At 73.7% G+C, this 24,561-nt stretch carries 24 protein-coding genes; 5 read left to right on the forward strand and 19 right to left on the reverse strand.

Going from position 1 to position 24,561, the window contains the following annotated elements; translation table 11 throughout:
• Nucleotides 1-82: 82 nt before the first annotated feature.
• From DFJ66_RS39670 to DFJ66_RS39680, 3 genes are read right to left on the reverse strand one after another with little or no spacing between them, the layout of a single operon-like run.
• Nucleotides 83-697, reverse strand: a complete 615-nt coding sequence (locus tag DFJ66_RS39670) for a response regulator transcription factor (RefSeq protein ID WP_121229610.1) — start codon at nucleotides 695-697, stop codon at nucleotides 83-85.
• Nucleotides 694-1,797, reverse strand: a complete 1,104-nt coding sequence (locus DFJ66_RS39675; RefSeq protein WP_121229612.1) for a sensor histidine kinase — start codon at nucleotides 1,795-1,797, stop codon at nucleotides 694-696. The genes DFJ66_RS39670 and DFJ66_RS39675 overlap by 4 nt, the downstream gene beginning before the upstream one ends.
• Nucleotides 1,794-2,636, reverse strand: coding sequence for a sensor histidine kinase (locus DFJ66_RS39680; RefSeq protein WP_121229614.1), 843 nt, complete (start codon nucleotides 2,634-2,636; stop codon nucleotides 1,794-1,796). The genes DFJ66_RS39675 and DFJ66_RS39680 overlap by 4 nt, the downstream gene beginning before the upstream one ends.
• A gap of 189 nt (nucleotides 2,637-2,825) precedes the next feature.
• Here DFJ66_RS39680 and DFJ66_RS39685 point away from each other — a divergent pair, with 189 nt between their 5' ends.
• Nucleotides 2,826-3,446, forward strand: a complete 621-nt coding sequence (locus tag DFJ66_RS39685) for a hypothetical protein (RefSeq protein ID WP_121229616.1) — start codon at nucleotides 2,826-2,828, stop codon at nucleotides 3,444-3,446.
• A 183-nt stretch (nucleotides 3,447-3,629) separates the two neighbouring features.
• On the opposite strand, the gene DFJ66_RS39690 is transcribed toward DFJ66_RS39685, so the two are convergent.
• Nucleotides 3,630-4,439 (reverse strand): aminoglycoside phosphotransferase/kinase family protein, encoded by an 810-nt coding sequence (locus DFJ66_RS39690; protein WP_211351471.1) that lies wholly within the window; start codon nucleotides 4,437-4,439, stop codon nucleotides 3,630-3,632.
• 447 nt (nucleotides 4,440-4,886) lie between these two features.
• On the opposite strand from DFJ66_RS39690, the gene DFJ66_RS39695 reads away from it, so the two are divergent.
• Genes DFJ66_RS39695 through DFJ66_RS39705 form a run of 3 tightly spaced genes read left to right on the forward strand, consistent with a single transcriptional unit; the run spans nucleotide 4,887 to nucleotide 8,604 of the window.
• Complete coding sequence (locus DFJ66_RS39695; RefSeq protein WP_121229620.1) at nucleotides 4,887-6,287, forward strand: cytochrome P450; 1,401 nt, start codon at nucleotides 4,887-4,889, stop codon at nucleotides 6,285-6,287.
• On the forward strand, nucleotides 6,284-7,366 hold the full coding sequence (locus DFJ66_RS39700; protein WP_121229622.1) for a cattleyene synthase: 1,083 nt from the start codon (nucleotides 6,284-6,286) through the stop codon (nucleotides 7,364-7,366). Before DFJ66_RS39695 ends, DFJ66_RS39700 begins: the two co-directional genes overlap by 4 nt.
• Nucleotides 7,367-7,383: 17 nt before the next feature.
• Nucleotides 7,384-8,604 carry a phthiocerol/phthiodiolone dimycocerosyl transferase family protein gene (locus DFJ66_RS39705; protein ID WP_121229624.1) on the forward strand — a complete coding sequence of 407 codons (1,221 nt, stop codon included), beginning with the start codon at nucleotides 7,384-7,386 and terminating at the stop codon, nucleotides 8,602-8,604.
• 25 nt (nucleotides 8,605-8,629) lie between these two features.
• Here DFJ66_RS39705 and DFJ66_RS39710 read toward each other — a convergent pair whose 3' ends face one another.
• From DFJ66_RS39710 to DFJ66_RS39725, 5 genes are all read right to left on the reverse strand, one after another.
• Nucleotides 8,630-9,067 (reverse strand): hypothetical protein, encoded by a 438-nt coding sequence (locus tag DFJ66_RS39710; protein ID WP_170200004.1) that lies wholly within the window; start codon nucleotides 9,065-9,067, stop codon nucleotides 8,630-8,632.
• A gap of 223 nt (nucleotides 9,068-9,290) precedes the next feature.
• Entirely contained in the window at nucleotides 9,291-10,514 is a 1,224-nt protein-coding gene (locus DFJ66_RS39715; RefSeq protein ID WP_121229628.1) for a cytochrome P450, read from the reverse strand.
• Between the two features lie 53 nt (nucleotides 10,515-10,567).
• Entirely contained in the window at nucleotides 10,568-10,657 is a 90-nt protein-coding gene (locus tag DFJ66_RS45555; protein WP_459178534.1) for a hyalucidin A family RiPP precursor, read from the reverse strand.
• Nucleotides 10,658-10,659: 2 nt separating this feature from the next.
• The gene (locus tag DFJ66_RS39720) at nucleotides 10,660-11,772 is read right to left on the reverse strand and encodes a cytochrome P450 (protein WP_246030105.1); all 1,113 of its coding nucleotides are present in this window, start codon (nucleotides 11,770-11,772) and stop codon (nucleotides 10,660-10,662) included.
• 231 nt (nucleotides 11,773-12,003) lie between these two features.
• Nucleotides 12,004-12,990, reverse strand: a complete 987-nt coding sequence (locus tag DFJ66_RS39725) for a helix-turn-helix domain-containing protein (RefSeq protein WP_121229630.1) — start codon at nucleotides 12,988-12,990, stop codon at nucleotides 12,004-12,006.
• Nucleotides 12,991-13,091: 101 nt separating this feature from the next.
• Here DFJ66_RS39725 and DFJ66_RS39730 point away from each other — a divergent pair, with 101 nt between their 5' ends.
• Nucleotides 13,092-14,123 carry a helix-turn-helix domain-containing protein gene (locus tag DFJ66_RS39730; protein ID WP_121229632.1) on the forward strand — a complete coding sequence of 344 codons (1,032 nt, stop codon included), beginning with the start codon at nucleotides 13,092-13,094 and terminating at the stop codon, nucleotides 14,121-14,123.
• A gap of 3 nt (nucleotides 14,124-14,126) precedes the next feature.
• On the opposite strand, the gene DFJ66_RS39735 is transcribed toward DFJ66_RS39730, so the two are convergent.
• Genes DFJ66_RS39735 through DFJ66_RS39780 form a run of 10 tightly spaced genes read right to left on the reverse strand, consistent with a single transcriptional unit; the run spans nucleotide 14,127 to nucleotide 24,339 of the window.
• Nucleotides 14,127-15,923 (reverse strand): carbamoyltransferase family protein, encoded by a 1,797-nt coding sequence (locus DFJ66_RS39735; RefSeq protein ID WP_121229635.1) that lies wholly within the window; start codon nucleotides 15,921-15,923, stop codon nucleotides 14,127-14,129.
• Nucleotides 15,920-16,174 carry a hypothetical protein gene (locus DFJ66_RS39740; RefSeq protein ID WP_121229637.1) on the reverse strand — a complete coding sequence of 85 codons (255 nt, stop codon included), beginning with the start codon at nucleotides 16,172-16,174 and terminating at the stop codon, nucleotides 15,920-15,922. The genes DFJ66_RS39735 and DFJ66_RS39740 overlap by 4 nt, the downstream gene beginning before the upstream one ends.
• Entirely contained in the window at nucleotides 16,171-16,545 is a 375-nt protein-coding gene (gene acpS, locus DFJ66_RS39745) for a holo-ACP synthase (protein ID WP_121229639.1), read from the reverse strand. Before acpS ends, DFJ66_RS39740 begins: the two co-directional genes overlap by 4 nt.
• Complete coding sequence (locus DFJ66_RS39750) at nucleotides 16,542-17,849, reverse strand: MATE family efflux transporter (protein WP_121229641.1); 1,308 nt, start codon at nucleotides 17,847-17,849, stop codon at nucleotides 16,542-16,544. The genes acpS and DFJ66_RS39750 overlap by 4 nt, the downstream gene beginning before the upstream one ends.
• Complete coding sequence (locus tag DFJ66_RS39755; RefSeq protein ID WP_121229642.1) at nucleotides 17,846-19,003, reverse strand: acyl-CoA dehydrogenase family protein; 1,158 nt, start codon at nucleotides 19,001-19,003, stop codon at nucleotides 17,846-17,848. Before DFJ66_RS39755 ends, DFJ66_RS39750 begins: the two co-directional genes overlap by 4 nt.
• Nucleotides 18,993-19,628 carry a hypothetical protein gene (locus DFJ66_RS39760; RefSeq protein ID WP_121229644.1) on the reverse strand — a complete coding sequence of 212 codons (636 nt, stop codon included), beginning with the start codon at nucleotides 19,626-19,628 and terminating at the stop codon, nucleotides 18,993-18,995. The genes DFJ66_RS39755 and DFJ66_RS39760 overlap by 11 nt, the downstream gene beginning before the upstream one ends.
• Nucleotides 19,625-20,431: a hypothetical protein gene (locus tag DFJ66_RS39765; RefSeq protein WP_121229646.1), complete on the reverse strand. Its 807-nt coding sequence runs from the start codon at nucleotides 20,429-20,431 to the stop codon at nucleotides 19,625-19,627. Before DFJ66_RS39765 ends, DFJ66_RS39760 begins: the two co-directional genes overlap by 4 nt.
• Before the next feature lie 29 nt (nucleotides 20,432-20,460).
• Nucleotides 20,461-22,014: a phosphopantetheine-binding protein gene (locus tag DFJ66_RS39770; RefSeq protein WP_121229648.1), complete on the reverse strand. Its 1,554-nt coding sequence runs from the start codon at nucleotides 22,012-22,014 to the stop codon at nucleotides 20,461-20,463.
• Complete coding sequence (locus DFJ66_RS39775; RefSeq protein WP_121229650.1) at nucleotides 22,011-23,381, reverse strand: preATP grasp domain-containing protein; 1,371 nt, start codon at nucleotides 23,379-23,381, stop codon at nucleotides 22,011-22,013. The genes DFJ66_RS39770 and DFJ66_RS39775 overlap by 4 nt, the downstream gene beginning before the upstream one ends.
• Nucleotides 23,382-23,388: 7 nt before the next feature.
• Nucleotides 23,389-24,339 (reverse strand): 3-oxoacyl-[acyl-carrier-protein] synthase III C-terminal domain-containing protein, encoded by a 951-nt coding sequence (locus tag DFJ66_RS39780; RefSeq protein WP_121229652.1) that lies wholly within the window; start codon nucleotides 24,337-24,339, stop codon nucleotides 23,389-23,391.
• Nucleotides 24,340-24,561 lie beyond the last annotated feature (222 nt).

Consider the following 24,561-nt stretch of genomic DNA (forward strand, 5'->3'; position numbering starts at 1 on the left):
CGGCCCTGCGCGATGTCCGGCGGGATCGCGTCGAGGGGCGCGGCGGCCGCGGGTCGTGCGGGGGTGCCGCCGGGTGGTCGGGTCAGGAGGTGTCGAGCCAGCCCGCGTCCCGGGCGATGCGAAGGGCGTCGATCCGGTTGCGTCCGCCGACCTTGCCGATCGCGTTGGACAGGTAGTTGCGGACGGTCGCGGGGGAGAGGGACAGCAGGGTCCCGATCTCCTCGGTGCTGACGCCCGTCCCGGCCGCCCGCAGCACGTCGGTCTCCCTCGGGGTCAGCGGGCTGCCGCCGGTTTCCAGCGCCGTGGCCACGAGGTCCGGGTCGATGACGCGCTGACCGGCGGCGACGCGGCGGATGCCATCGGTCAGCGCCTCGGGCGGCGCGTCCTTGGTGATGAAGCCCCGCACGTGGGACTGCAGGGCGCGCAGCAGGTTCCCCGGCCGGCCGAGGCCGGTCAGCACCAGCGTCCGGCACTCCGGCAGCCGGCGGTGCAGCTCGGCGGCCGCGGTCAGGCCGTCCACGCCCGGCAGCTCGATGTCCAGCACGGCGACGTCCGGCCGGACGCGCAGGGCGGTCTCGACCACCAGGTCGCCCCGGTCCACGTCCGCGACCACCTCGATGTCGTCCTCCAGCAGCAGCAACGCCGCCAACGCCCGCCGGATCAGGTGCATGTCCTCGGCGATGAGCACCCGGATCACCGGACCTCCTCCGGCACGTCCACGACCAGCCGGAACTCCTCGCCGCCGCGGCCGGCCCCGACGGTCCCGCCCAGCGCCTCGGCGCGCGCGGCGAGACCGGCCAGGCCGTGCCCCGAGCCCTCCGGGCCGCGCACGCCGTCGTTGACGATCTCCAACCGCACGACACCGGCCCGGCGGGTCACGGCGAGGGAGCACGTCGTGGCCTCGCTGTGCCGCAGCACGTTCGCGACCCCCTCCCGCACGGCCCACGCCAGCACCGGCTCCGCGGCCGGCGGGACGTCCGGCACGTCCACGAGCGCCCCGATCCCCGCCGTGCGCAACAGCTCCACCGCGCCGTCCACCTCCGCCCGCAGCGACACCGCGTGCTCGTCGAGCGAGATCGCCCGCATCCGCCGCGCGGTGTCCCGGGCCAGCGCCGTCGCGCCGGCGACCTCCGCGCGGGCCGCGTCCGGGTCGTGCGGGAGCAGCCGCAGCGCGAGGTCGCCCTTGAGCGAGATCGCGGACAGGCTCTGGCCGAACAGGTCGTGCAGGTCGCGCGACAACCGCAACCGCTCGCGCCCGGCCGCCGCCTCGGCCAGTTCCGCGCGGGTGGCCTCCAGTTCGGTGAGCACCCGCCCCAACCGCACGGCCGCGTACGCGACGAGCGGGTAGGCCGCCGTGGTGAGGCCGTAGGCCACCGCGTACACCGCCTGGGACACCGATCCCGGCGACCGGACCACCACCTCGCTGCCCACGGCGAACAGGACGAGCAGCGCCAGGGCTCCCACCCGGACCGCCCCGGTGGTCAGCATCAGCACGGACGAGAACGCGCACAACTGCGCGGCGGACCAGACGTCCCACCAGCCCAGCCACCACAGCGGCAGGTAGGCCAGAGCGAGTACGGCCGGCAGCGTCCACCGCCACCCGGCGGGGCGTCGGGCGTCGACGGCCGCGAGGCTGTGCCGCAACTGCAGGGCGCACAGCAGCACCCCGAGCACCACGGCGAGCACCGGGTCGCGGCCGGGCACGCCCGACACGCCGAACCCGGTGAACCACACCGGAACCGCCACCATCGGCACGTGCACACCGACCACCAGGCACCGCGCGTTCGCGGCGGTCATCGGGTGATCTCCAGCCGGGCGCCGACGACCGCGATCCGGCAGCGGCGGACCGACTCGTCCGCCAACAACCGCGCCACCTCCCGCCGCAGCTCGACGCCCACCGACTCGGGCAGCGGCGCGCCGGGCGGCACGTCCACCTCGGCCTCGATCCCGGCCGCGCGCAACAGGGTCGCGACCGCGTCCAGCTCGGCGTGCGCGGGCGCGGGGCGGAACCGGGCCAGCGTCCGGCGGGCGTTGGCGAGCGCGCCGCGCGCCGTGTCCACGATCTCGCGCACCTGCTCCGGCCGGTCGCCCAACGACGCGATCCGGTCGAGCGCCGTGCCGACCTCGGCCTGCAACTCGGCGTCCAGGCGGAGCCGTTCGCGCACCACGGCCTCCTCGGCGAGCCGCACCCTGGCCTCGCGCAACTCCCGCACGGCGGGGATGAGCAGCACGGGCAACGCCGTCATGGGCCCGAACAGCGCCACGCCGAGCGCGAAGTACGCGGCCCACCCGCCCTGGCCGTAGGCGTGCGTGACCGGGATGGGCAGCAGCACCAGGGCCGCGAACACCACCAGCCCCCAGGGCATCCGCACGACGAGCAGCACCAGCGCCGCGAGCGGGTAGAGCGCCCCGAGCCACTGCGCCCCGACCACCGGCAGCGTCCCGAGCACGACCACCGCGACGAAGCCGAGCCGCCACCCCGACCCGCGCGGCGGGAGCCCGAGGGCGGTCCGGCGCAACTGCCACAGCACCACGGGCAGGTACAGGCAGGTGGCGACGACGGCGAGGCCCGGGTGCGCGGAGCCCTCGCCGCCGAGGCGGAGCAGCCCGACCACCACGATCGCGACGGTCGCCACCAGGACGGCGACCAGCGCGAGACGGGAGAGCTGGTTCTCGTTCAGTCCGACCCTCGCTCGACGCGGACGACAGGCACGCAACGCTAAGCGGCCGGGGCCGTTCGGGGCAAGGGACCGATGACGTTCATCATCGGCAGCCGACGACATCGGCATCTACCTGCCCGATTCCACGCCGCACAGACTTGCCCCATGACCACCGAAACCCGCCGTCCGGCCACCCCGTCACCCGTGCTGGGAGCGGCAGCCCTCACCGTGGCCGGGGTGATGTTCCTGCTGTACCCGGCCCTGAGACCGGCCGGCGACGACGCGACGACGTTCGCGACGACGGCCTGGATGGCGACCCACCTGTTCGCCATGATCGGCTTCATCCTGGTGCCGATCGGCCTCTACGCGCTGCTCGACCTGGCCCCGGCCCGAACCGCGCTGATGACGACGTGGCTGGGCGCGGGCCTGGTGCTGCCGTACTACGGCGCGGAGGACTTCGCCCTGCACGTGATCGGCGAACGGGCGCTGCGGGACAACGACCCGAGCCTCACGGACCTGGCCGCGGACTTCCGCTACCACCCGCTGGCCGCCACGACGTTCGCCCTGGGCCTCCTGCTGCTGGCGGTCGGCGGGATCCTGACGGCGATCGCCACGGCCCGCTCGGAGAAGCTGAGCAAGTGGAGCGCGCTCCCGCTGGCAGCCGGCATGGTCCTCTTCTTCCCCCAGTTCTACACCCCGCTGCCAGTGCGCATCGCCCACGGTGCCCTCATGGCCATCGGCTGCGTCTACCTGGCCCTGAACCTCTGGCAACAACGCAAGCACTGACCGAGCCGTCCGCCAGGGAGGACGCGCCCCCGTGTCACCCCTGGCGGCTTGCCGAGCGGCGAGCGCCCTGGCTCTTCCACTCCGGCTCCGGTTCATCCGTAGTCCCGTCGGCTGCTTGCCGAAGGCAGGGCCGGGTCGACGGCCCGACCCTGCCTCACGACTGCCGGCGTGAGCGGGCCCGGGCTAACCCCGGACGGCCGCTTCCAGCAGTCCTCGGTGGCGGATCATCCAGGCGGCTGCCCGGGCCCGCCAGGACAGCGCCCACAGCGGCCCCGGGTCGGTCGAGTCCGGGGTGATCCCCGCGTACGTCGCCTCGGCGGCGCAGTCGCGGATCGCGAACTCGATCATCCGGCCGACGAACCCGTCCCGGTCGCGGGACGGGAGCCCGTAGCCGTCGAGGAACAGTCCCACCTGCCGGGCGCGGTGCTCCGCGTCGGGCAGGTCGTTGCGCTCGGCGACGTCGTCGTCGTGCAACTGGGCGTTCCACCACGCTGCGGCGGCGATCTCGTCGAGTCGGTCGACGGGACCGGCGAGGGTCCAGTCGATGAGCGCGACGGGGAGGCCGTCGCGGGCCACGACGTGCCACGGACCGGCGTCGCAGTGCCCGATCACGGTGTCCGGGCCGGTGTGGCGCATCCACCAGGGTTGCCACACCGCGTCGGGTGGCGGCCGGAACCCGGCGGTGGCGTCGTGCAGGTCGCGCAGCAGCGCACCGACCTGCCGGACGCTTTCGTCGGTCCACGCGTGCGGGTGGACGATGGTTCCGTCGATGTAGGTCAGCACTTCGTTGCCGTCGCCGTCGACGCCGTCGCCGACCACGCGGGGCGCGCCGGTGAAGCCGACGTCCTCCAGGTGGCGCAGCAGCGCGTGGACGGTCGTGGTCCAGGGTCGGGCGGGACGCAGGACGGTCCCGTCGGAGCGGGTGACGTCGCTCGGTCCACCTTCGGCCGCGGTCAACGGCTGTGCGGGTGGTCCGGATTGTGCGGAATGCACGGTTTTCTCCTCGTGGAGTGCGGTACGCGGGTCACGGCACCGCGCGCGGCGATGCCTGCGGCCCGGGGAGGAACCCCGCGGGCCGGTGAGGACCGCTCCGAGTCGAGGAGGGGTGCGCGCTCTGTCTCGCTGCTGCGGCCGACGACGTGTCGGCGGCACGATCAGCGCGCGGCGCGCTCCCCGGTCGGAGCGATCGTGACTCCACCGGAAACCATGCACGTCATCGTCAGCCTCCTGGAACGTTGACCGAACGGACGGGGCCGACGCTACCGACCCGCCCCGGCCCGCTCAACCGGTTTGCGGGTGGCCGGTCGTGCCCGGCGCGGCACCGTGACGCGACTTCCGAGGTCACCTGGATGATGGTCGGCCGATCGGGTGCCTCCAGCCTGCGCACGCGGTGACCGCGGCTCATGGTGGAGCGACGTTGCCGGAGTCGCTGGAGGTCCGATGACCCGCACGGCGGTGGTGGCGCCGGGAGGGTGGCCGGTGATCGGTCACGCGTGGCCGATGATGCGGGACCCGGTGCGGTTCACCGGATCGCTGGCCGGGCTCGGTGACCTGGTGGAGGTGCGGCTGGGGCCGGTGCGGGCGCTGGTGCCGTGCCACCCGGACCTGCTGTGGCAGGTGTTGACCGACGACCGGGTCTTCGACAAGGGCGGACCGTTCTTCGACCGGGTCCGCGCCACGATCGGCAACGGCGTCGGCAGCTGCCCGCACGCGCAGCACCGCCGTCAGCGGCGGTTGATCCAGCCCGCGTTCCACCACGCCCGGCTGGCGCGGTACGCCGAGGTCATGGGGCAGGAAGCGGCGGCGCTGGCCTCGGGGTGGCGCGACGGGCAGGTGGTCGACGTCTACCCGGCGCTGTTCGGCGCGGCGTTGCGCACGGCGCTGCGGTGCCTGTTCACCACCCGTGCCGACGACGCGGCGGTGGACCGGATGCGGCGGTCGGTGGAGACGCTGCTGCACCAGATCACCGCGCGGATGTTCGTGCCCGGCCTGCTGCAACGCCTGCCCGTGCCGGTCAACCGCCGCTTCGACCGCGCGCTGGCCGACCTGCGCCGCGACATCGACACCCTGGTGGCGGACTACCGCCGTGGCGACGGCGACCGCGGTGACCTGCTGTCGTCCCTGCTGTCCGCCCGCGACGAGGACGGGTCCGGCGGGCTGGACGACGCCGAGATCGGCGACCAGGTGCTGACGATGCTGGTCGCCGGGTCGGACAGCGTCGCCGCGACGGTGTCCTGGGCGCTGCACCTGCTGGACCGGCACCCGGACGCGATGGCCGCCCTCCGCGACGAGGTCGCCGAACCCGCCCGCCGCACCGACCTGCCCCGCACCGACCTGCCCCGGGCCGACCTGCCCCGGGCCGACCTGCCCCGCGCCGACCTGCCCCGCGCCGACCTGCCCCGCACCGACCTGCCCCGCACCGGGCGCGTGATCACCGAGGCGCTGCGCCTGTACCCGCCGGGTTGGCTGTTCACCCGCATCACCACCGAGGAGGTCGAGTTGGGCGGGCGGCGGCTGCCCGCCGGCACCACCCTCGCGTTCTGCCCGTCCGCGGTGCACCTGCGGCCCGACGTGCACGACCGGCCGGACGCGTTCGACCCCGACCGGTGGCTGCCCGAGCGCACGCGGCACCTCCCGCGCGGCGCGTTCGTCGCCTTCGGCGGCGGGGCCCGCAAGTGCGCCGGACAGGAGTTCGGGCTGACCGAGAGCAGCGTGCTGCTGGCCACGCTGCTGAGCCGGTGGCGGCTGCGCGCCGCCGCGGGCAGCGACACCCGCCCGGTCGCCCTGTCCACCGCCCTGCGCCCGCGCCGCCTGCTGCTCGAAGTGGGGGGAGCGGCGTGACGTCCGGCCTGAAGGTGGAGTTGCCGCCGCGCTACTGCCCGCTGCCGCCGGCCCGACACCCCGACGAAGCCGTGCTGGCGCAACGAACCTCCGACTGGATCACCGGGTTCCACTCGCTGTCGTCGCACCAGCTCGACCGGATGCGCGGCAACGACTGCCCCGGCTTCTACGGCCGGATCATGCCGAACGCGGCCACCGACCGCCTGCAACTGGCGGTGGACTGGTGCACCGTGATGTTCCACTTCGACGACGCCCACTGCGACGAAGGCCCACCCGCACGGCGGCTCGGCCCGTTGACCGACCTGGCCACCAGGATCACCCGGGTGCTCGACGTCCCCGACACCCCGCCGGCCGGCGACCCGCTGCTGGCGCCGGTGCGGGACCTCGCGCGCCGCGCCGCGCGGTGGGCCACCCCGACCCAGCGGCGGCGGTGCGTCGAGGCGCACCGGGCGTGGTTCCTGGCCGTGCTGTGGGAGATCGGTCACCGCGCCGCCGGGAGCACACCCCGGCTCGACGACTACGCCCACCTGCGCCAGCACACCGCCGCCGGCGCGGCCACGCTGTCGTGGGCCGAGATCGTGGACGGCGAGGAGATCCCCGAACGCGAGCTCACCGCGCCGGCGGTGCGCGCCCTGACCGAGCTGGCCTTCACCACCGCGGCCTTCGACGACGACCTGTTCTCCTACGGCAAGGAACTGTGGGTCGCGCACACCGAGGGCACCTCGCCGTCCGGGCTGAGCCTGGTGGAGGTCCTGCGCCGGGAACACCACCTCACCACCGGTGACGCCATCGCCCGCGCGGTGGACCTGTGCGACCGGCTCACCCACCGCTTCTTCGCCCTGCGCGACCGGGTCCGGCCGCGGGCGAGCGCACCCCTGCGCGCCTACCTGGACCACCTGGCGCACCTGTTACCCGGCAACCTCGACTGGGGCCTGCGCGCCGACCGCTACCGCAACCCCGACGGCCGCCACCCCCACGCGGTCACCACGTCGGCCACCACCACCCGCACCCCACCCGCCGACACCTCACCGCCGCCGATCCCGTCGATCCGCTGGTGGTGGGACCCGGACCTGCGCTGACCCCCGAAGGGCGACCCATGGGCCGACCTCTGTCTGCGGTCGAGGAATTCGTGGCGCGCACCGGCACCCCCGTGGTCCTGGGTGCCACCGTCCACGGCCCGCTCGACACCGACGCGCTCGCACGAGCCGTACGACGGCTGAGCGACTACCACCCCGTGCTCACGCACCGCATCACCCGCAAGGGAAACCGCCACCACCTGACCCCTGCCGCCGACCAGCCACCGCCGCGGCTGCGGCACACCGACGAGCCGTCCGACACGCCCTTCGCCCCGGGCGACCCACTGCTGCGCGCCACCCTGACGCCCCACCCCGACGGCACGCACCGACTGGTCCTGGCCCTCCACCACGCCATCAGCGACGGCGTCTCCGCCCTGTCCGTGATCTCCTCGCTGTGGCGGACCTACACCGCACTGGTGACCGGCACCCCGGAACCCGCCCGACCGCCCACCGAGGAACCGCTCCCCGCCACCGACGACCTGCTGGCCCGACGCCACCGACCGCTCGCAGTCGCCGCCTGGCTGGCCCAACAGGCCGTCCACATGGCACTGCACCGCGCCGCCCGACTGCCGAACCGACCGACCTCACCACCCGAGCCCGGCGCGCACCTGCACACCACCGAACTCACCACCACCCAGGCCCACCGGCTCTACCGCACCGCCCGGGAGCACGGCACCACACCGAACGCACTGCTGTGCGCGATCGTCCTGCTGGCCGCCCGAACCCGACTCGCGACCTCCGACCGACCGGCACGCCTGTCCCTGGGCGTCACGATCGACCTGCGCCGTTGCGCCACCATCCCCGCCCACCACCTGGTCACCGCCACGTCGTTCGTCCCGATCACCACCCGGGTCGCCCCCGACCACACCCCCACCGCACTCGCCGCCTCGATCGACCGCCAGTTCACCCAGGCCCGCGCCACCGCGCACGCCGAACGCCAAGCCGTAGCCCTCCGCTACCTGCTCCACGCGCCGACCCCGATCCCGTACACGATGATGCTCACCAACATGGCCACCCACCCGTTCCGCCTGACCCTCCCGCCCGACATCCACCTGACCGACACGTTCGGCTACGCCCCACCCCCGGGCCCCCTCCCGGCCGTCTTCATCACCCGCGTGAACCGCACCCTCGCCCTCCACCTGGCCACGCCCCGAGCCTGGTTCACCGCCGACCAGGCCACCCGACTCGCCCACGCGCTGACACGACAACTCACGGCGGTGCTCGCCGACTCCCGCCGGTGACCGCCCCGGTGAAGACCTGACACGCTCAGGAGGCGGCGCAGGCGAGTGCCGGGGCAGCCGCGGCCGTGGTCGTCACGGGCGGGCCGTAGCCGGCGGGGCGGGTGCCGGAGCAGTAGTTGGACCACACTTCGCCGTAGGTGGACCCGGTGAACGCGAACACCACGTACGACTCGCCGACGTAGAGCGTGAGCCCGCACATCGACTCCGCGTAGGCGGTCGTCACGGTCACCGTCGCGGGCACGTCACCCTTGTACTCCTGGTCGACCTGCACGGTGTACGCGCGGAGGTCGTCCCAGACGTAGTTGGGCTTGCCGCGCTCCAAGACGGTCGACGCGGACACATAGCCGCTGAACACGAAGTCGGCCTGGGCGTACCGCTGTGCTTCGGTATCGCCAGGCCGACAACTGCACGCACTGGCGGTACCGGTCAACACGGCGGCCGACAACACGGTCGTCAGCACCACGGCACCGATGGCGTGAGCGAGAAAACGCAAGCGCGCCACTGAAAGCTCCCCTGGTCGGGTGAACGGTGGCGGTGCCGCTCCAGCATATCGGCCGGCGTTCCGGCGGGCACTCGCCCGATCGACCACGAGTGGGGGAGAGGTATGCGAGGCAGGGCAAGAGAGGCGCGATCGCCGCGGCGGTGTGGCGTTCACCCCCGGGGACGATCCGCCTACGACCGGAAGTTCACCGGAGGCGCACCCACCCGTCGAAGTCCAGGGGCCGCGGTACCGCGCTCAGGGTGACCCGGGCGGAGTCGGGGGTGCGCGGCTCCAAGCGGAAGCGGGTGCACAGCAGGTGGGTCAGCAGCACCAACTGGATGGTCCCCAGCCCCGCGCCGATGCACGCGGTGGGAGCCCACCCGAACGGCACGTAGTGGTGACCTCCCGGCGGACGTCGGGCCGCCTCGGTCGACCACCGGTGCGGGTCGAACGTGTCGGGGTCCGGCCAGTGCCGCTCGTCGTGGTTGACCAGGTAGGGGCTCACCAGGTAGTGCCGGCCCACCCCGAGCCGGTTGCCGCGCACCGTCAGCGGGACCCGCGCGCTGCGGGTCATCAGCAGCGGTGCCGACCACATCCGCAGGACTTCCTTCACGAACTGGTGCGCGGTCGGGGCGGACCGGGTGCCGGTCCGGTAGAGCTGCTCGACGGGAACGGCCGTGAACTCCTCCGTCAGGGCGGCCACCCACTCGGGGCGTCTCGCCAGTTCGTACGCCAGGCAGCCGGCGACCGCGCCCGGTGGCCCGGCGATCGCGGTCAGGACCGTCGTCACGGCCTCCAACGCCCGGTCGGGGCCCAGCGCGGGCAGCAACCGGTCCACGACGGGCTGGGTGAGGTCGGTGCGGGTGCGCCCGCCGCGCGCCCGGCGGCGGATCTCCTTGCGCACGACCCGACCGGTGTGCAGTTGGGCGACGACGGCCTGCCACCGCTGCCGGCGGGTCTGACCACCGGGGCCCGCGTCCAGGCGGGTCAGCTTCGCGATCGCGTCGCGGTCCAGCCAGGCGAGGTCCGAAGTGGACAGTCCGTCGAGCACCACGGGCACCAGGGAGCGGAACGTCACCTCGTGTGCCAGCCATGCGAAATCCACGTGCTGGTCGCGGCGGCCGTCCAGCACCGCGGCCATGCGGTCGGCCAGTGCACGCAGGTGGTCCTCGCCGCTGAGCACCCGCAGCTGGGACAGCCACAGCGAACGCACCTGCCGCCACGACACCGCCGCGCTGCGGCGACCGCGGATCCGGTCGACGAACCGGTCGGGCAGCGTCAGGTCCGCGAAGTTCTCGGCGTTGACCCCGCTCGCCGCGTCGGCGTCGAACACCATCAGCCGGTCGCCGTGCCAGAACACCCCGTCGTGCTCGGCGTTGGGGGCACGCAGGTTCGCCAGCAGGTCCGGGTCGTCGCGACCGGTCGTCATGGGTCTCCCAGAGAAGGCGGGGAGCGTGTGGCCACGCTCCCCGTCGGCACCGATCAGATGTGGTGGTACACGTACCAGCGGTACTGTCCGTCGCTCTTGCGGATGTTGAGCGCTACCAGCGCGGCGTGGATGAGCTTCGCCATGGTCACCTCCTTCCGCTCTCGCGCGCACCGTTCGTGCGCAGGGTGAAGTCCGGCGGCGCGAGCGCGGCCGCGACGTGCGGCCGGTGCCGGTGGGCCTCGACCCGCCACCGCTCGAACGGCGGCAGCAGCCGGAGGACGTCCTCGACCACGGTCATGGCGAAGCCCGCCGCCACGCAGGTGTGGGCGCCCCAGCCGAACGGGATGTACGCCTCCGCGGCACCCGGCGGCAGGCCACCCGACCAGCGGTCCGGTCGGAACGCGGTCGGGTCGGGCCAGAAGCGGCTGTCCCGGTGCACGAGGTAGCCGCACACCACCACCTCGTCGGAGGTCGTGACCTCGGTCCCGGCCAGGCGGTGGGGTTCGGCGGGGAAGCGGCCGAAGTTCCAGGCCACCGGCCACAGCCGCAACGCCTCGCGCACGACGCCGGCCAGGTCGCCGCCCGCGCCGGGTTCGGTGCCGAGCAGGTACACCGACCAGCCCAACAGGAACCCCGTCGAGCCCGTGACCGCGAACAGGAACGACAGGTACACCTCGGCCAGTTGCGCCGGCACCGTGCCTTCGGGCGCGGCGGCGGCGAGGACGTCCAGCAGGTCGCGCGGTGTCCTCACACCCCGCGTGCGCCGGCGTGACAGCTCCACGACCAACCCACGGCGGACCCTGCGCCGCAGCACGGCCCGGGACAGCACCGACCGCCGGTCCCGCGCGCCGGCCAGGACCGCGTGCCGGACCACCTGGTCGACCAACCCGCGCAGTTCGCCCTCCGGCGCCAACACGTCGCGGAAACACGTGTAGAGCAACAGGTTTCCCGCATCCGGCCAGCGGCTGTCCGGCCCGATCCCGCGCTCGACGATCGCCGCCAGCCGGTCCGACCGGGCGACCCAGTGGTCCCGCAGCAGGGTGCGCGCCACCCGGCCGATCTCCTGTTGCGTCGAACGCGGACCCAAGACGCCCTTGCTGGTCTGGAAGAAGTCGGAGTGCTCCCGGTAGCGCGACCCGGTGTTGGCGAGGACTGCCTTGGCCTCGGCCGGTTCGCTCACGTAGAGCACGCCCGGCCCGCGTCGGAAGATCGGCCCGTGACGGGCGCGGAGATCGTCGAGCGTCTCCAGTTCGTCCACGTGTTCGCCCCGCCCCCAAGCCGGAATCCCGCGACCACAGCAGCGTCACTCCGGAGGGGCGGCCGAGGCAAGCCACCGAATGGCCGGGCCGCACGGCGTTTGCCCGCTGTCGGAAGGGGCTGCCGGTCGGGGTTGCGCGGTCCGGACCTGGTGCGGTGGACGGATGTTAGTGCCAACAAGCCGGACGCCGCCGGCGCGGGCCTGCCGAGGGCGTCGACCGCGGGTGCGGGTTCAGCCCGAACGCCTGCGGGCCGGTGACGCCCCCGAGTGGATGTCGGCGGGCAGGGCGTTGTCCGGTCCGTGGGTGACCGCGTGTTCGGCTGCCCGCGCCAGTGCCAGTGGTCGGTAGCCGCACAGGCGCGCGATGGCCTCCGGGTCGATGTCGGTGCACCGGTCGCCGATGATCGAGCGGACCAGGTGCACGGCTTCGGCGGCGGTCAGGTCCGGCACCGTGAGGGTCGTCGCGCCCAGGCGGGAGGCCAGGTCGGGCAGTCGGACCCGGCTGGTGACCACCACCGCGCAGCCCGGCGAACCGGGCAGGAAGGGGCGGACCTGGGTCGGGTGTGCGGCGTCGTCCAGGACCAGCAGCACCTTCCGGTCGTGCAGGAGCGAGCGGAACGAGGCGGCCCGCTGGTCCACGCCGGTCGGGATCCGGGGGTGGGGGACCCCCAGCGCGACCAGCACGTCGGCCAGCAGGTCCGCGGGCGGCGGTCCGGCGCTCGCGCCGCCCAGGTCGACGTACAGCTGCCCGTCGGTGAAGTGCCCGCGGTCCACGCTGCGTCGTGCCCACTGGACGGCCAGCTCGGTCTTCCCGACGCCCGGCGGACCCTCGACGACCACCACGGGCACGGCCGGTGACCGCTCGCCGTCCAGGAGCGCCCGGTCCAGGTCGGCCAGCAAGCGCTCGCGCCCGACGAAGTCCCGCCTCGCCGCGGGCAGTTGGGCGGGCCTCGCCCAGTCGTGCCGCCGCCGGGTGGAGGACTCCAGGGCCGCCGCCGTCGAGGCGAAGGTGGCGCCGGTGTCGAAGACCCGGTCGCAGGCCTGGGCGAAGCGCGGCGACGGCGGTCGCTTGCCGGTCTCGATCTTGCTGATGTACCCGCGGTCGTAGTGGACCAGGGCGGCCAGTTGCGCCAGGGACAGGCCCGACCGGTGGCGGTGCGCCCTGAGCAATCGGCCGAACGGTTCCGCGCCGCCCGCGCCGCCGAACCCCGCACTCATTGTCCGCCCGATTCCCCCACCGCGCCGCGACCGCGGTGTTGCCCGGAAACAGGCAACACCGCGGCCTGTACATCGGGCGCACCGGACCTAATAGTGGCGGGGTGATCGATGACCAAGCCGACCAGGGCAGCTCGGCAGGTGCGAACAGCGACCGCCTGGAAAACCGGCTCTACGACTACGCCATTCGCCAGGGTGCGATAAGATCTCTCGAAGTAGCGGCGGCGGAACTCGGCGTTCCCATATCCGAAATCTATGTCGCGGTCGCCCGGCTGGTCGAACTTCATCTGCTGCGCACCGATCCCACCACCCGGGACCACCTCCTGCCGAGCGTGCCGCAGCTCGCGGCGACGGCCCTGGTCTCGCCCATCGAGCGAGCAATCTACCAGTGGCAGGAGCTGGCCGACCGGTTCCGGGAACGCATCGCCGGCATTGCGGGTTCGGCTCGGCGCGACGCTGAGCACATCGGCGTAGTAGATGGTGTGAGTGGAGTAGCGGAGATCCGCGGCATGCTCGGTTCGGCCGGTCGGGACTGCCGCCGCGAACTGGTGGTGCTGCGCCCCGGTCGGCATGACGAGGAGTTGGTGGACGAGTTACTGGAAACGTGTTACGACGCGCTCGACCGGGGTGTCTCGATCCGACTCATCTGCCCCCACCAAAGCCGAGCGAGGTTTGCTTCCCGCGCAAAAGTTTCGCAACTCCTCGATGCCGGCGCGCAGATCCGGACGCGCAGCCACCTCCCGCGCGCGGCGGTGGTCTTCGACGAATCCCTCGCCGTTCTCCTGGACCTCCCGGCGACGCCCGGCGGGCAGCCGACCGCGCGGCGGGTGCGTGACCGCGGGGTGGTGCGGTTCGTCGTGGACATGGTCAACCAGCACTGGGAGGACGCCACGCCGTACAGCGCGGCGGCGCACGGGTACGCCGAGGCGGCCGACGACCTGCACCGGTCCATCGCCCGCCTGATGGCCCGGGGGCTGACCGACGACGGCGTCGCCCGGCACCTGGGCATGTCCGTGCGGACGTGCCGCCGCCACATCGCGACCCTGCTGCACAACCTGAACTCGGTCAGCCGGTTCCAGGCGGGCGTGCGGGCCGCCGCGTTGCTCGACCAGCCCGCCCGCCCGCAACCGGGCTGAGCGCTACGCCGCGGGGGCGGGTGTCCGCGCCGTCGCCGCCAGCACGTCCGACACCGCCCACTCCTTGGCGTGCACGACCCCGCCGACGACCAGCACGTCCAGCCGGGACTCGTCGAAGGTGCGGAACGCCTCGCTCGCCGACCGGGCCGTCGGCTGGCCCTTCACGTTCAGCGAGGTGTTGATCAGCGTGCCCACCCCGGTCAGCCGCTCGAACTCGTCGAGCACCCGCCACAGGCGCGGCTGCTCGGCGGCGTGGACGACCTGCACCCGCGCGGTGCCGTCGTCGTGCACCACGGCGGCGATCTCGTCGGCGCGTTCCGGGCGCACGGGCACCGCGATGGTCATGTGCCGCATGTTCGTGCCCGCCGGGATGCGGAAGTACCGCGTCGCGCACTCGGCTTTCACGATGGGCGCCAGCGGCCGGAACCCCTCCCGGAACTTCACCGCCGCGTTCACCCGGTCCCGGGTCTCCCGCCGGCGCGGGTCGGCCAGGATGCTGCGGTTGCCCAACGCGCGCGGCCCGAACTCCAGCCGCCCCTGCGCCCAGCCCACGACCAGGCCCTTGGCCAGCAGGCGCGCGGCGACCGCCTCCACGTCGTCCACCTCGACGGTGAAGTAGGAGTGCGCGGGCACGCGGTCGGAGTCCACGTCCGGCCCCAGGAACGTGCTCACCGGGTAGTGCTCGGCGGCGCGCGGCAGGTCCGCGCCCAGCAGCGCGGCGCCGACCGCCGTGCCCTCGTCGCCGGCGGCGGGCTGCACGTACACACCGTCCACCAGGTCCGACGCGGCGAGCTTGCCGATGGCCACGCAGTTGAGCGCCACCCCGCCGGCGAACGCCACGCGGCGCAGCCCGGTCCGGGCGACCCAGTGCCCCACCAGGTGGAACAACGCCTCTTCCAGCCGCCGCTGGCCCGCCGCGGCCAGGTCGAAGTGCACCTGGCCGATCTCCCCGTCCGCCGGCGGGCAGCCCTGCTCGGCCAGCCACCGCCTGCTCCCGGCGAAGGTCTCCTTGCTCACCGGGTCGTGGTTGCGCTGCAGCAACGGGATGTCGAAGCGGCCGTCGGCGCGGAGCACGACGGCCTCCCGCATGGTGCCGGCGAACCGCTCGGCGTCACCGGAGGCGGCCATCGCCATCACCTTGTACTCGTCGCTGTTGGGCCAGTAGCCGAGGTGCATGGTCATCACCGAGTAGAACAGGCCCAGGCTGCTGCGGAAGTCCAGGGCGGCCAGGCGGGTCAGCGTGCCGCCGGCCCACCGGTACACGGTCACCGCGTGCAGTTCCCCCATGCCGTCGACCACGACGACGAGCGCCTCCTCGAACCCGCTCGGGACGGCGGCGGTCAGCGCGTGCGCGTCGTGGTGGCGCACCGGCCGCACGTCGAGGCCGGACAGCTCCGGGAAGTGCCGGTGCAGCAACGCGGTCTGCCGCTCCGGGCGGTACACCTCGTCGTAGCGCCGCCGGCTGCGCTCGTCGCCCAGCGAGAGCACCTTGGCCAGGCCGTAGTCGAAGCCGTGCCGCACCTGGTCCACGTCGGTGATCGACAGGCCCGCGATGGAGAGGCACGCCCGGATCGCGTCGGCGGGGAAGGCGTGGTCGTACTTCAGGCCCGAGTACCGCTCCTGCTGGACCGCGGCGACCAGCCGCCCGTCCACCAGGAGCGCGGCCGCGGCGTCCAGGCCCTGGCACAGCCGGGCCTCGCCGTCGGTGAGGTCGGGGAAGTGGGCCCGCTTGAACTCCGCGGTGCCGTCGAACCCGCTGTAACCCAGGACGACCTCGGGTACGCCGCCGGCTTCGCTCACGTTGGTCTCTCCCTGCTTCGTCGGGCGGCGTCGGTCGCGGCGACCGCGCTCGCGCGGGAGGCGGCGACCGCCTCCGACATCGTTTCGGGGTTGGTGTCCTGGTAGGACCGCACCAGGAGGGCGGAGGCGTCCAGCGCGCACCGGGCCGCCCACAGCACGGCGTCGTCCAGCGGGGCCAAGGCGTCCAGCGCGTGACTCGCGCGGCGCAGGTCGGCCAGCAGCCGGTCCAGCTCGGGCGGCGGGCGGGTCACCGCGCCACCCCGATCGCCACGGCGACGACGTCCGCGCCCTTGTGGGCGAGGGACACCGTCACCGACGCCACGCCGAGGCGCTCGGCGGCGTCCCGGGCACCGCCGGACAGCCGGATCGCGGGTTCGCCCGAGTCCTGCCGGAACAGCTCGATCTCGTGCGGCGAGACGCCCTCGAACAGGCCGTGGCCGAGCACCTTGAGCACCGCTTCCTTGGCCGCGAACCGCCCGGTGAGGTACTCCGCCGCCCGCGGCGCGGCCAGGGTGTCGGCCTGCCGCAGTTCGTGCGGCGAGAAGAAGTACCGGCGGAACCACGGCCGGGACAGCAGCCGGTCGAGTTCACCGACGCGCGCGAGGTCGACCCCGACCCTCATGCCGCCACCACCTCGGGTCCGCGCAGCAGCGCCCGGGTGCTGAGCAGGACGCAACCGCAGCCGACGACGTTGGCCAGGGCCAGCAGCACGACCAGCGAGTGCGCGGGCAGCGGGTCCGGGAGGGCCGCGCCGACCGCCAGGACGGCGGCGAAGAACGTCACGTTGAGCACGAGCGCCGCCACCGCCCGCCCGGCCTGCTCGAGGTAGGTGAGCAGGGCGAGGGTGACGCCCAGCGCCCACAGGGACGGCCCGACGAAACCCAGGTAGTCGACGGCGACCTCGCGCACGGCGGCGTCGGCGGTCAGCAGGTCCACCAGCGGTTCGCGGCACAGGTAGACCGCGCCCGCGATGCCCGCGTAGGTCGGCAGGGCCAGCCGCAGCACCATGCGGAAGGCGTTCGCGCGCGCGGCGCCGCCGTGCAGCGTCACCGTGATCGCGACCGCGGAGCCGATCGCGATCGCGGGGACGATGAGGAACAGCTGCACGGTCTGGCCGAGCCCGAAACCGGTCACCCCGGCCACGCCGGCGTCGCGGATCAGCCACAGGTAGCCCAGCGAGGCGCCGGACAGCACCAGGAACGACCCGGCCACCGGCAGCGCCACCTGGCGCAGCAGGCGCAGCGCGGGGCCCGGGTCCGCGGGCCACCGGAACACCACCCCGCCCCGGCGCAGGACCACCCCGCCGAGGACCGCGAGCGGCACGGAGCCCGCCGCGAGCCCGACCGGGACGCTCATCGCGCCCAGGCCCCACAGCCGGTGCGTCGCGAGGACCGCGCCGAGGGTCATCACGGTGGCGGCGACGGCCAGGTGAGCGGCGGCGGTGGCCCGGCCCGTCCCGCGCAGCGCCGCGCCGGCGAGCACGGGCGGCATGGTCAGACCGTTGGCCGCGAGCACCGCCACGAGGAACACCCGCACGTCGTCCCGCCGCTCCGCCGGCACCGCCAGGAACGCCTCCAGCGGCCCGGAGCCCGCGAGCACGACCAGCGCGAGCCCGGCGAAGCCACCGACGCCGAGCACGGTCATCAGCACCAGCACGCCACCGATCCGCGCGGTGTCGCCCTGCCGGCGCAGCGCCGACGCCGACACCTGCGTGGCGATCGCGATGCCCTCGCCGACCGCCATGCTGACGAACCCGAACGGCACGTACACCGAGCGCAGGTACAGCGCGTCTCCGCCGAGGTGGCCGAGGAACGCCGTCACGGCCACCTGGAGCAGGGTGCCCGCGGTGGTCATCGCGGCCAGGCCGACCGCCATCCGCCGCGCCCGGCCGGTCAGCGACGCCCCCTCGACGGCGGTGGCCGTCACGCCCCACCGCCGGCGTCGCGCAGGGCGCCCTGGAACACCGTGAGCCGGTGGATGTCGCCCGCGCCTTCCATGAACTCGAACGCCCGCACGTCCCGGTAGGTCTTGTCCAGCCACGGGTGTTCCAGCAGCGCGGTCGGCCCGAGCAGGTCGACGGCCAGCAGCGTGGCCTCTTCGGCCAGCCTGGTCGCGGTCAGCTTCACCGCCGAGGTCCCGTGCCGGTCCGGGCGGCCCGCGTCCAGCGCGACGGCCACCTCGCGGACCCGTCGCCTGGCCACGGCCACCCGGGCCCCGAGGTCCGCCAGCCGGTGCTCGTCGGCGGTGGACACCGCGGTCCGCGCCGCCCGCGCGTAGTCCAGCGCGGCGTCGGCGACCCCGAGGGACATGGCGGCCAACGAGGGCCGGTAGGTCGCCAGGGTCTGCCGGGCGCCGAGGAAACCGCGGCGACTGGGTCGTCGGTCGGACCCCAGGACCATGTCCGGGTCGACCGCCAGCCCGTCGAAGACCAGCTCGCTGATCCGGACGCCGCGCAACCCGAGGATCGGCAGCAGTTCACCGCGGAAGCCGGGTGCGGGCGTGTCCACCAGCACGGCCTCGATGCCCAGCGGGCCGGGCGCGCGGCGGCAGAACACCACCCCGGTCTGCGCCCGTGCCCCGGTCCCGATGTACTTCTTGGCGCCGTGCACGGCGTACCCGTCCTCGGTGGGGACCAGGCGGGTCTCCAGCTCGGCCGCCGCCGAACCCCTCCCGTGCTCGGTGAGCGCGAAGAACGTCCAGGTCGGTTCCTTGGCGAACCGCTCGAAGAACCGGCTCTGCTGCCGCTCGCTGCCCAGCGCCTGCACCGCGGCTCCGGCCAGGCTGGGGCCCGGTGCCGCGAGGAGCACGCCCGGGTCGCCGTACGCGAGCCGGTCCATCACCACGACCCGGGACAGGCACGACCCGCCGGGGAAGGTGTGCCGGTCGACCCGGTAGGCCTCCTCGGCGAACCGCGGCGGGATCAGCATCGCCTCCTGCAGCCGCACGGCGGGCAGGTCGAGGTAGCGGGTGATCGCGTCCGGGTCCTCGTCGAGCACCAGGCCGGGTTCGCGGAGCTCGCCGGCGATCTCGACGCAGTGCGCGTCCAGCGCGCGCAGGTGGTCGGGGAGGTCAGCGGTCATGGCGCACCGCCAGGTACAGGGTGCCGACCTGCTCGGCGGTGAGCACGGCGCCGCCGGGGCCGTCGATCAGGAAGCTCGCCCCGCCCAGCAGCCGCAGCAACGCCCGGCCGCCGCGCACCAGCCGGGCGAACACGGCGGGGTGCGCGTCGTGGCCGCCGTCCAGCAGCCCGTCGGTCTCCTCGACCAGCAGCACCGCGTCGGCCAGACCCGCCTGGACGAGTTGCCTGCCCAGCAGCGGGCCGCCCGCCGTGGTGCGCCGGCCGAGGTCGGCGACGGCCAGCTCGACGGTGCGCGCGAGCAGCCTGGTGTGCGCCCGGAGCAGGTGGTGGCGCAGGAGGTCCGGGCGGGCCGCCGCCGGGTCTCCCGAGGTGGGGTCGACGAGCCGGACGCAGGCCACGCCGTGGTGCGCGGCCACCCGGTTGGGGACCGGCCGCACGTCCGCGCCGTGCAGCCGGTGCCCGGTCGCCGCGGACAGCCACGACGGCCCCTCGGCCAGCCGCGCCGGCGTGGTGTAGGCGAATCCGCCCGGTCCGACCACCACCACGTTCGGCGTGTCGGGCGCGACGGAGTCGTGGGCGGCGTCGAGCCCGGCGGCATAGGTCGTCGGGGGTGCGAGGGTGGTCATCGGGGTGCCTCACCGGGGGTCGGGGCGGGATCGAGCCGCACCGCGTGCGCCCGGCCCGTGCGCGGGTCGACGTCGCAGAGCAGGATCCCGGAGGTGTTGTCACGCCACAGGTCCGGCTTCTCCGCGAGCGTGAGCCACACGCTCGTGCAGTACGTGCCGGTGGCGCTGCGGACCATGCGGGGCGCCGCGCCCGCCTCCACCCACGGGCCCGCGACCACCACCGTGTCGGGGTCGGTGGCGTCGAGCACCGCCGCCAGTTCGGCCGGTGTGCCGGTCCACGGCGGACCGGCCACCGGACCGGGCGCGGACCGCAGCACCAGCGCCGCGGCCGTCTCCGTCAACGGCGTGTCGTGCACCAGGGGGTCGTGGTAGGGCAGCGAGGTCTGCTCCAGCACGAGCAGCAACGCCGTGTCGCACCGCCCGGACCGGTGGAACGCGTCCGCCACCTGCAACGCGGTGTAGGGCGAGCGCAGGCCCTGCTCGGACAGCGCCATGCTGTACGCGCCGCCGCCCAGCCGCTCGTTGACGTAGGCGGAGACCACCCGCAGCGGGTGCAGGTCCGGCACGGCGTAGGTCAGCAGGACGACGTCCGGCGCCGTGATCTCGTGCCCCAGCGCGGCGAGCAGCGCGTCGGCCAGTTCGGTGTAGCTGACGTTCGGACCCCGGTACAGCCGCTGTTCCTCGTAGGGCACGTCGTACTGGGCCAGCAGGTCCCGGTAGTACTCCAGCATGTCCTCGTCGAACGGGCACGGGTTGGTGTCGGACTTGCGCACCCCGGCCGCGCCCGCCAGTGCCAGCGCCACGGCGGCACCCCTCTTCTCGTCGCCGCCTGCTAACCGCGGGCGCGCTCGCCGGCCTGGTCGAGCGCGTAGTCGGCCAGCGAGCCGATCGTCTTCAGGTGCTCCGGCTGCAGCTCCTCCGGGTCGACCTCGATGCCCACCGAGTCCTCCAGCGTCATCAGCACCTCCAGCACCGACGTGGAGTCCAGGTGGAGGTCCTCGAACAGCCGGGTGTCCTCGTGGGTGGCGGGCAGTTCGCGTTGCAGCACGTCGGCCAACGCGACCTTCACGGCCTCGATCGTCTCGTCGCGGTTCATCGGGTCTTCCCTTCGGTCGGCGCTCCGCACCGGGAGCAGGATCTGCTTGCCGAGCAGGTCTTCGGCGGTGTCGCGGCGGCGCACCAGGTGCGCCTGGCCGTCCCGCACCAGGACCTCCGCCGGGTAGCCGTGGCTGAGGAACTGCACGGGGGAGGCGGTCGGTCCGTAGGCGCCCGAGCGTTCGACGCCGAGCAGGTCGCCGACCGCCACCGGCGCCAGCGGGACCTTCTTGCCGATCACGTCGTTGGGCGTGCACAGCGGGCCGGTGACGGTGCACGGCCCGGTGGCCGGCTCGTCGAACCGGGTCAGCGAGCGGATCGGGAAGTTGCGCTTGACGAAGCTGCCGATGCCGACCGCGGCCATGTGGTGGTTGGTGCCGCCGTCCGCGATCGCGAACGCCTCGCCCCTCGACGTCTTGACGTCCAGCACCCGCACCACGTACCGGCCGGCGAACGCGACCAGGTAGCGGCCCAGCTCCATGATCAGCCGGGTGTCGGGGTGGTCGGCCAGGAACTCCTCGACCACGGCGTTCACGCCCGCGGTGACCGCGTCGAGGTCCAGGTCCTTCTCGTTGTCGAAGTACGCGACGCCGAGCCCGCCGCCGATGTCCACTGTGTCCAGTGGCACGCCGCTGCTGTCGTGCAGCCCGGCGGCCATGTCCAGGATGCCGCGGGTGTTGTGCACGATGTCGGTCGCGTTGAGGATCCGGGTGCCCATGTAGGCGTGCAGCCCGGCGACCCGCACGTGCGGCAGCGTGCGCGCGAGCGCCACGACCGAGGGCACGTCCTGCTCGTCGATGCCGAACTGCCGGGGCTTGCCGCCCATCGACAGCCCGGAACCCTTGGTGGTGAACGCGGGGTTGACGCGCAGCAGCACGTCGACCGGCGCACCGCCGCGTCCGTCCACGATGGCGTCCAGGCGGCGCAGTTCGCCGGCGGACTCGACGACGGTGGTCCGGATGCCGGCGTCGACGCAAGCCCGCAGCTCCCCGTCGGTCTTGCCCGGTCCGAGGAAGATGGTGTGCTCCGGGCGTGAACCGGCGAGGCTCGCGGTGGCCAGCTCGATGGCCGAGGAGACCTCGGTGCCCGCGCCCAGGCGCACCAGCTCGGCGCAGACGCTGACGTTGGGGTTGGCCTTGAGCGAGAAGTAGACCTCCACCGCGGGGTGCAGGCGGTCCCGCAGGGCGGTGTAGGTGTCGGCGAGGACGTCGGCGTCGTAGAGGTAGAGCGGGGTCCCGAACTCCTCGGCGATCGCCGAGACCGGGATCCCTTGCACGTGCAGTTCGCTCATCGCGCGCCTCCGGTGTGGGTGTCGAGCGCGGTCCTGGTCGCGGCGGCCAGCTCGGTCACCGCCGCGCGGTCGGGGCCGAGCGCGATGAAGTACAGGCGGCCCTCGAACGACTCGCCCGGCTGCCGGTCGGCCATCGCGTTGACCGTGCCGAAGCAGGTGACGACGACGCCGCCCTTGACGGGGTCGATCTCGGCCAGCGGCCCCAGCGCGGCCCGCACGTCGGCGAACGTCATCGGGGCGGTCAGGCGCAGGGTGTGCTGCCCGGCCAGGGACGCGGGCAGGCGGCCGGCCAGCACCTCCAGCACGCTGCCCTGGTAGGTGGACATGTTGAACCGGGCGTTGATCTCCAGCACCGGGTACACCGTGCCGTCCGTGGTGACGACGGCGTCCACGCCGACCACGCCGGTGAAGCCGTCGGCGTGCAGCGCCTTGCCGACGACGTCGGCCGCGTGGCGCACTTCGTTGTACTGCACGTCGTCCAGCTCGGTGGGACTGATGTGTCCCAAGTGGACGCCGTTGCGGGTCAGGGCCTCCTTGACGAAGTCCAGCCGCACCTCGCCGTGGGCGTCCACGGTGAGCTGGTAGTTCAGGTCCGCGCGCTTGGGCAGCCAGGTCTCCACGACCACGTGCAGCCGGTCGTCGTCGCGGCGCTTGGCCCGAGCGGTGGCCGCGCGGACCACCCGCCGCGCCTTGGCCGGGTCGTCCAGCACGACCAGGCCCTTGCCGGAGACGCCGTAGGCGTCCTTGACCACCAGCGCCGAGTCGGGGGAGCACTGCTCGCCCACCGTCGCCATCAGGTCGGCGAACTCGCCCACCGTTTCGCAGCACCATCCCGGGACGGCCCGCAGGCCGGTGTCCTCGACCAGGCGGCGGCTGTAGATCTTGCTGTTCACCCGGACCACCGTGGCCAGGTCCGGTGCCGCCACCGGCAGCCCGCCGAGCTCGGCCAGCGCCAGCCCGTCGTCGGCCAGACCCATCGGCATGAGCCGCGCGCCCCGGGCGGCCAGCCCGCGCAGCGTGGCCAGGAGCTGCGGTGAGGCCGACGCGCGCGCCGCCGTGGACTCCGCGTCCGGGCCGTCGGTGACCAGGACGGTCGGCGGCTCCAGCCCGAGCGAGCGGACGTAGTCCAAGAAATTCGGGTCGAGCGGGTGTTGCGCGATCAGGTGGTCGTCGGGGCCCGCCAGCAGCGCGCCCAGTTCCTCCATCCTGGTGACGAGCGGTCCGGTCATGGAGAAGGCGGGCGCGGGCAAGCCGGGGAAGCCGGTCGCCCAGCGCTGCTCCACCTCGAAGTTGCAGAGGAAGACCAGCGGGGTGGCCGGGTCGCCGGTGACCGCCTGTTTCAGGGCGCGCAGGTATCCGGTGGGCATGGTGGAGTCATCCTTCGTGGCGTAAGACCATGGCGGCGTACGTGGCGCCGAGCCCGAGTGCGGTGCACACGTAGTGGCCGCCCGCGGTCAACCGGCCCCGGTCGCGGAGCTGGGTGTAGTTCAGGAACGGGTCGCTGCAGTAGCAGTGGCCGTACTCGGCGACGTTGTCCAGGAACACGGTGGCGGGGTCCGTGCCGAGCAGCTCGACCACCTTCCGCCACGACGAGACGTTCACGTTGTGCGGCACGACGAGCTCGACGTCGGCCAGGGTGAGACCGGCCTGGGCCAGCGCCGCCCGGATCGTCTCGGCCAGCCGGGCCGCGTACTCCAGCCCGAACTGCCCGTTGAGCCGGGCGTCGAGCCGGATGCCGTCGGCGTAGCGGCCGTCGGTGCGCGAGTGGTAGGACAGCACCCGCTCGCCCGCGCCGGAACGGCCGACCAGGCAGGCCGCCGAGGCGTCACCCATGATCGTGGTGTTCTCGATCAGCTGCGCCATGGGGGAGAAGGCCTTCTCGCCGGTGACCACGAGCGCGAGGGCGTCCGGGTCGTCGGCGGCGGCGAGCAGCTCGCCGCAGACGTCCACCGCGGCCAGGCCGCTGGCGCAGTTCTGCTGGGTGAGCGCGAACGCGTTGGCCCGGTGCAGCCCGAGCCGCGCGGCCAGGGCGGTGGCGATGTCGAACCCGGCGGGCGCGACGTCCTGGATGGTGTGCGCGTAGACCACGTGCGTGATCCGGTCCGGGTCGGCGAGGTCCGCGACGAGCCGGGCCGCGGGCGTGGTGACGAGGTCCAGCACGGACAGGTCCGGGTCCAGGTGGAGGCGGTCGAGCCCGTGCACCTTCCGGAACAGCTTGACCTTGGCCCGGCCCAGCCGCAGGCGGGGCGCGACCGCCTCGATCGAGGACACCGGTTCGGGCACGAACGCGGTCATCGCCTCGATCGCGAGCCCGGCAGCCACCATGTGCGGAACCTCTTTTCCTCGCGTGTTTCGGGAGCGCTCCCAGAGGGTTTGTCGCGGCCACTGCGGAGAAAATCACCGATCCGGCCGCGCGGACAACGGTCGGCCATTGGCAGCAAATTACGCGGCAACCCTGGCCGATGGCCCCCACCTGCGCTGTTACCGCTGTGGCGGGCACGGCTTCGTACGGGGTCGGGGAACGGGGTAAAGCGGTTGACCCGATTG

It is taken from the genome of Saccharothrix variisporea (assembly GCF_003634995.1).
Lineage (GTDB): Bacteria > Actinomycetota > Actinomycetes > Mycobacteriales > Pseudonocardiaceae > Actinosynnema > Actinosynnema variisporeum.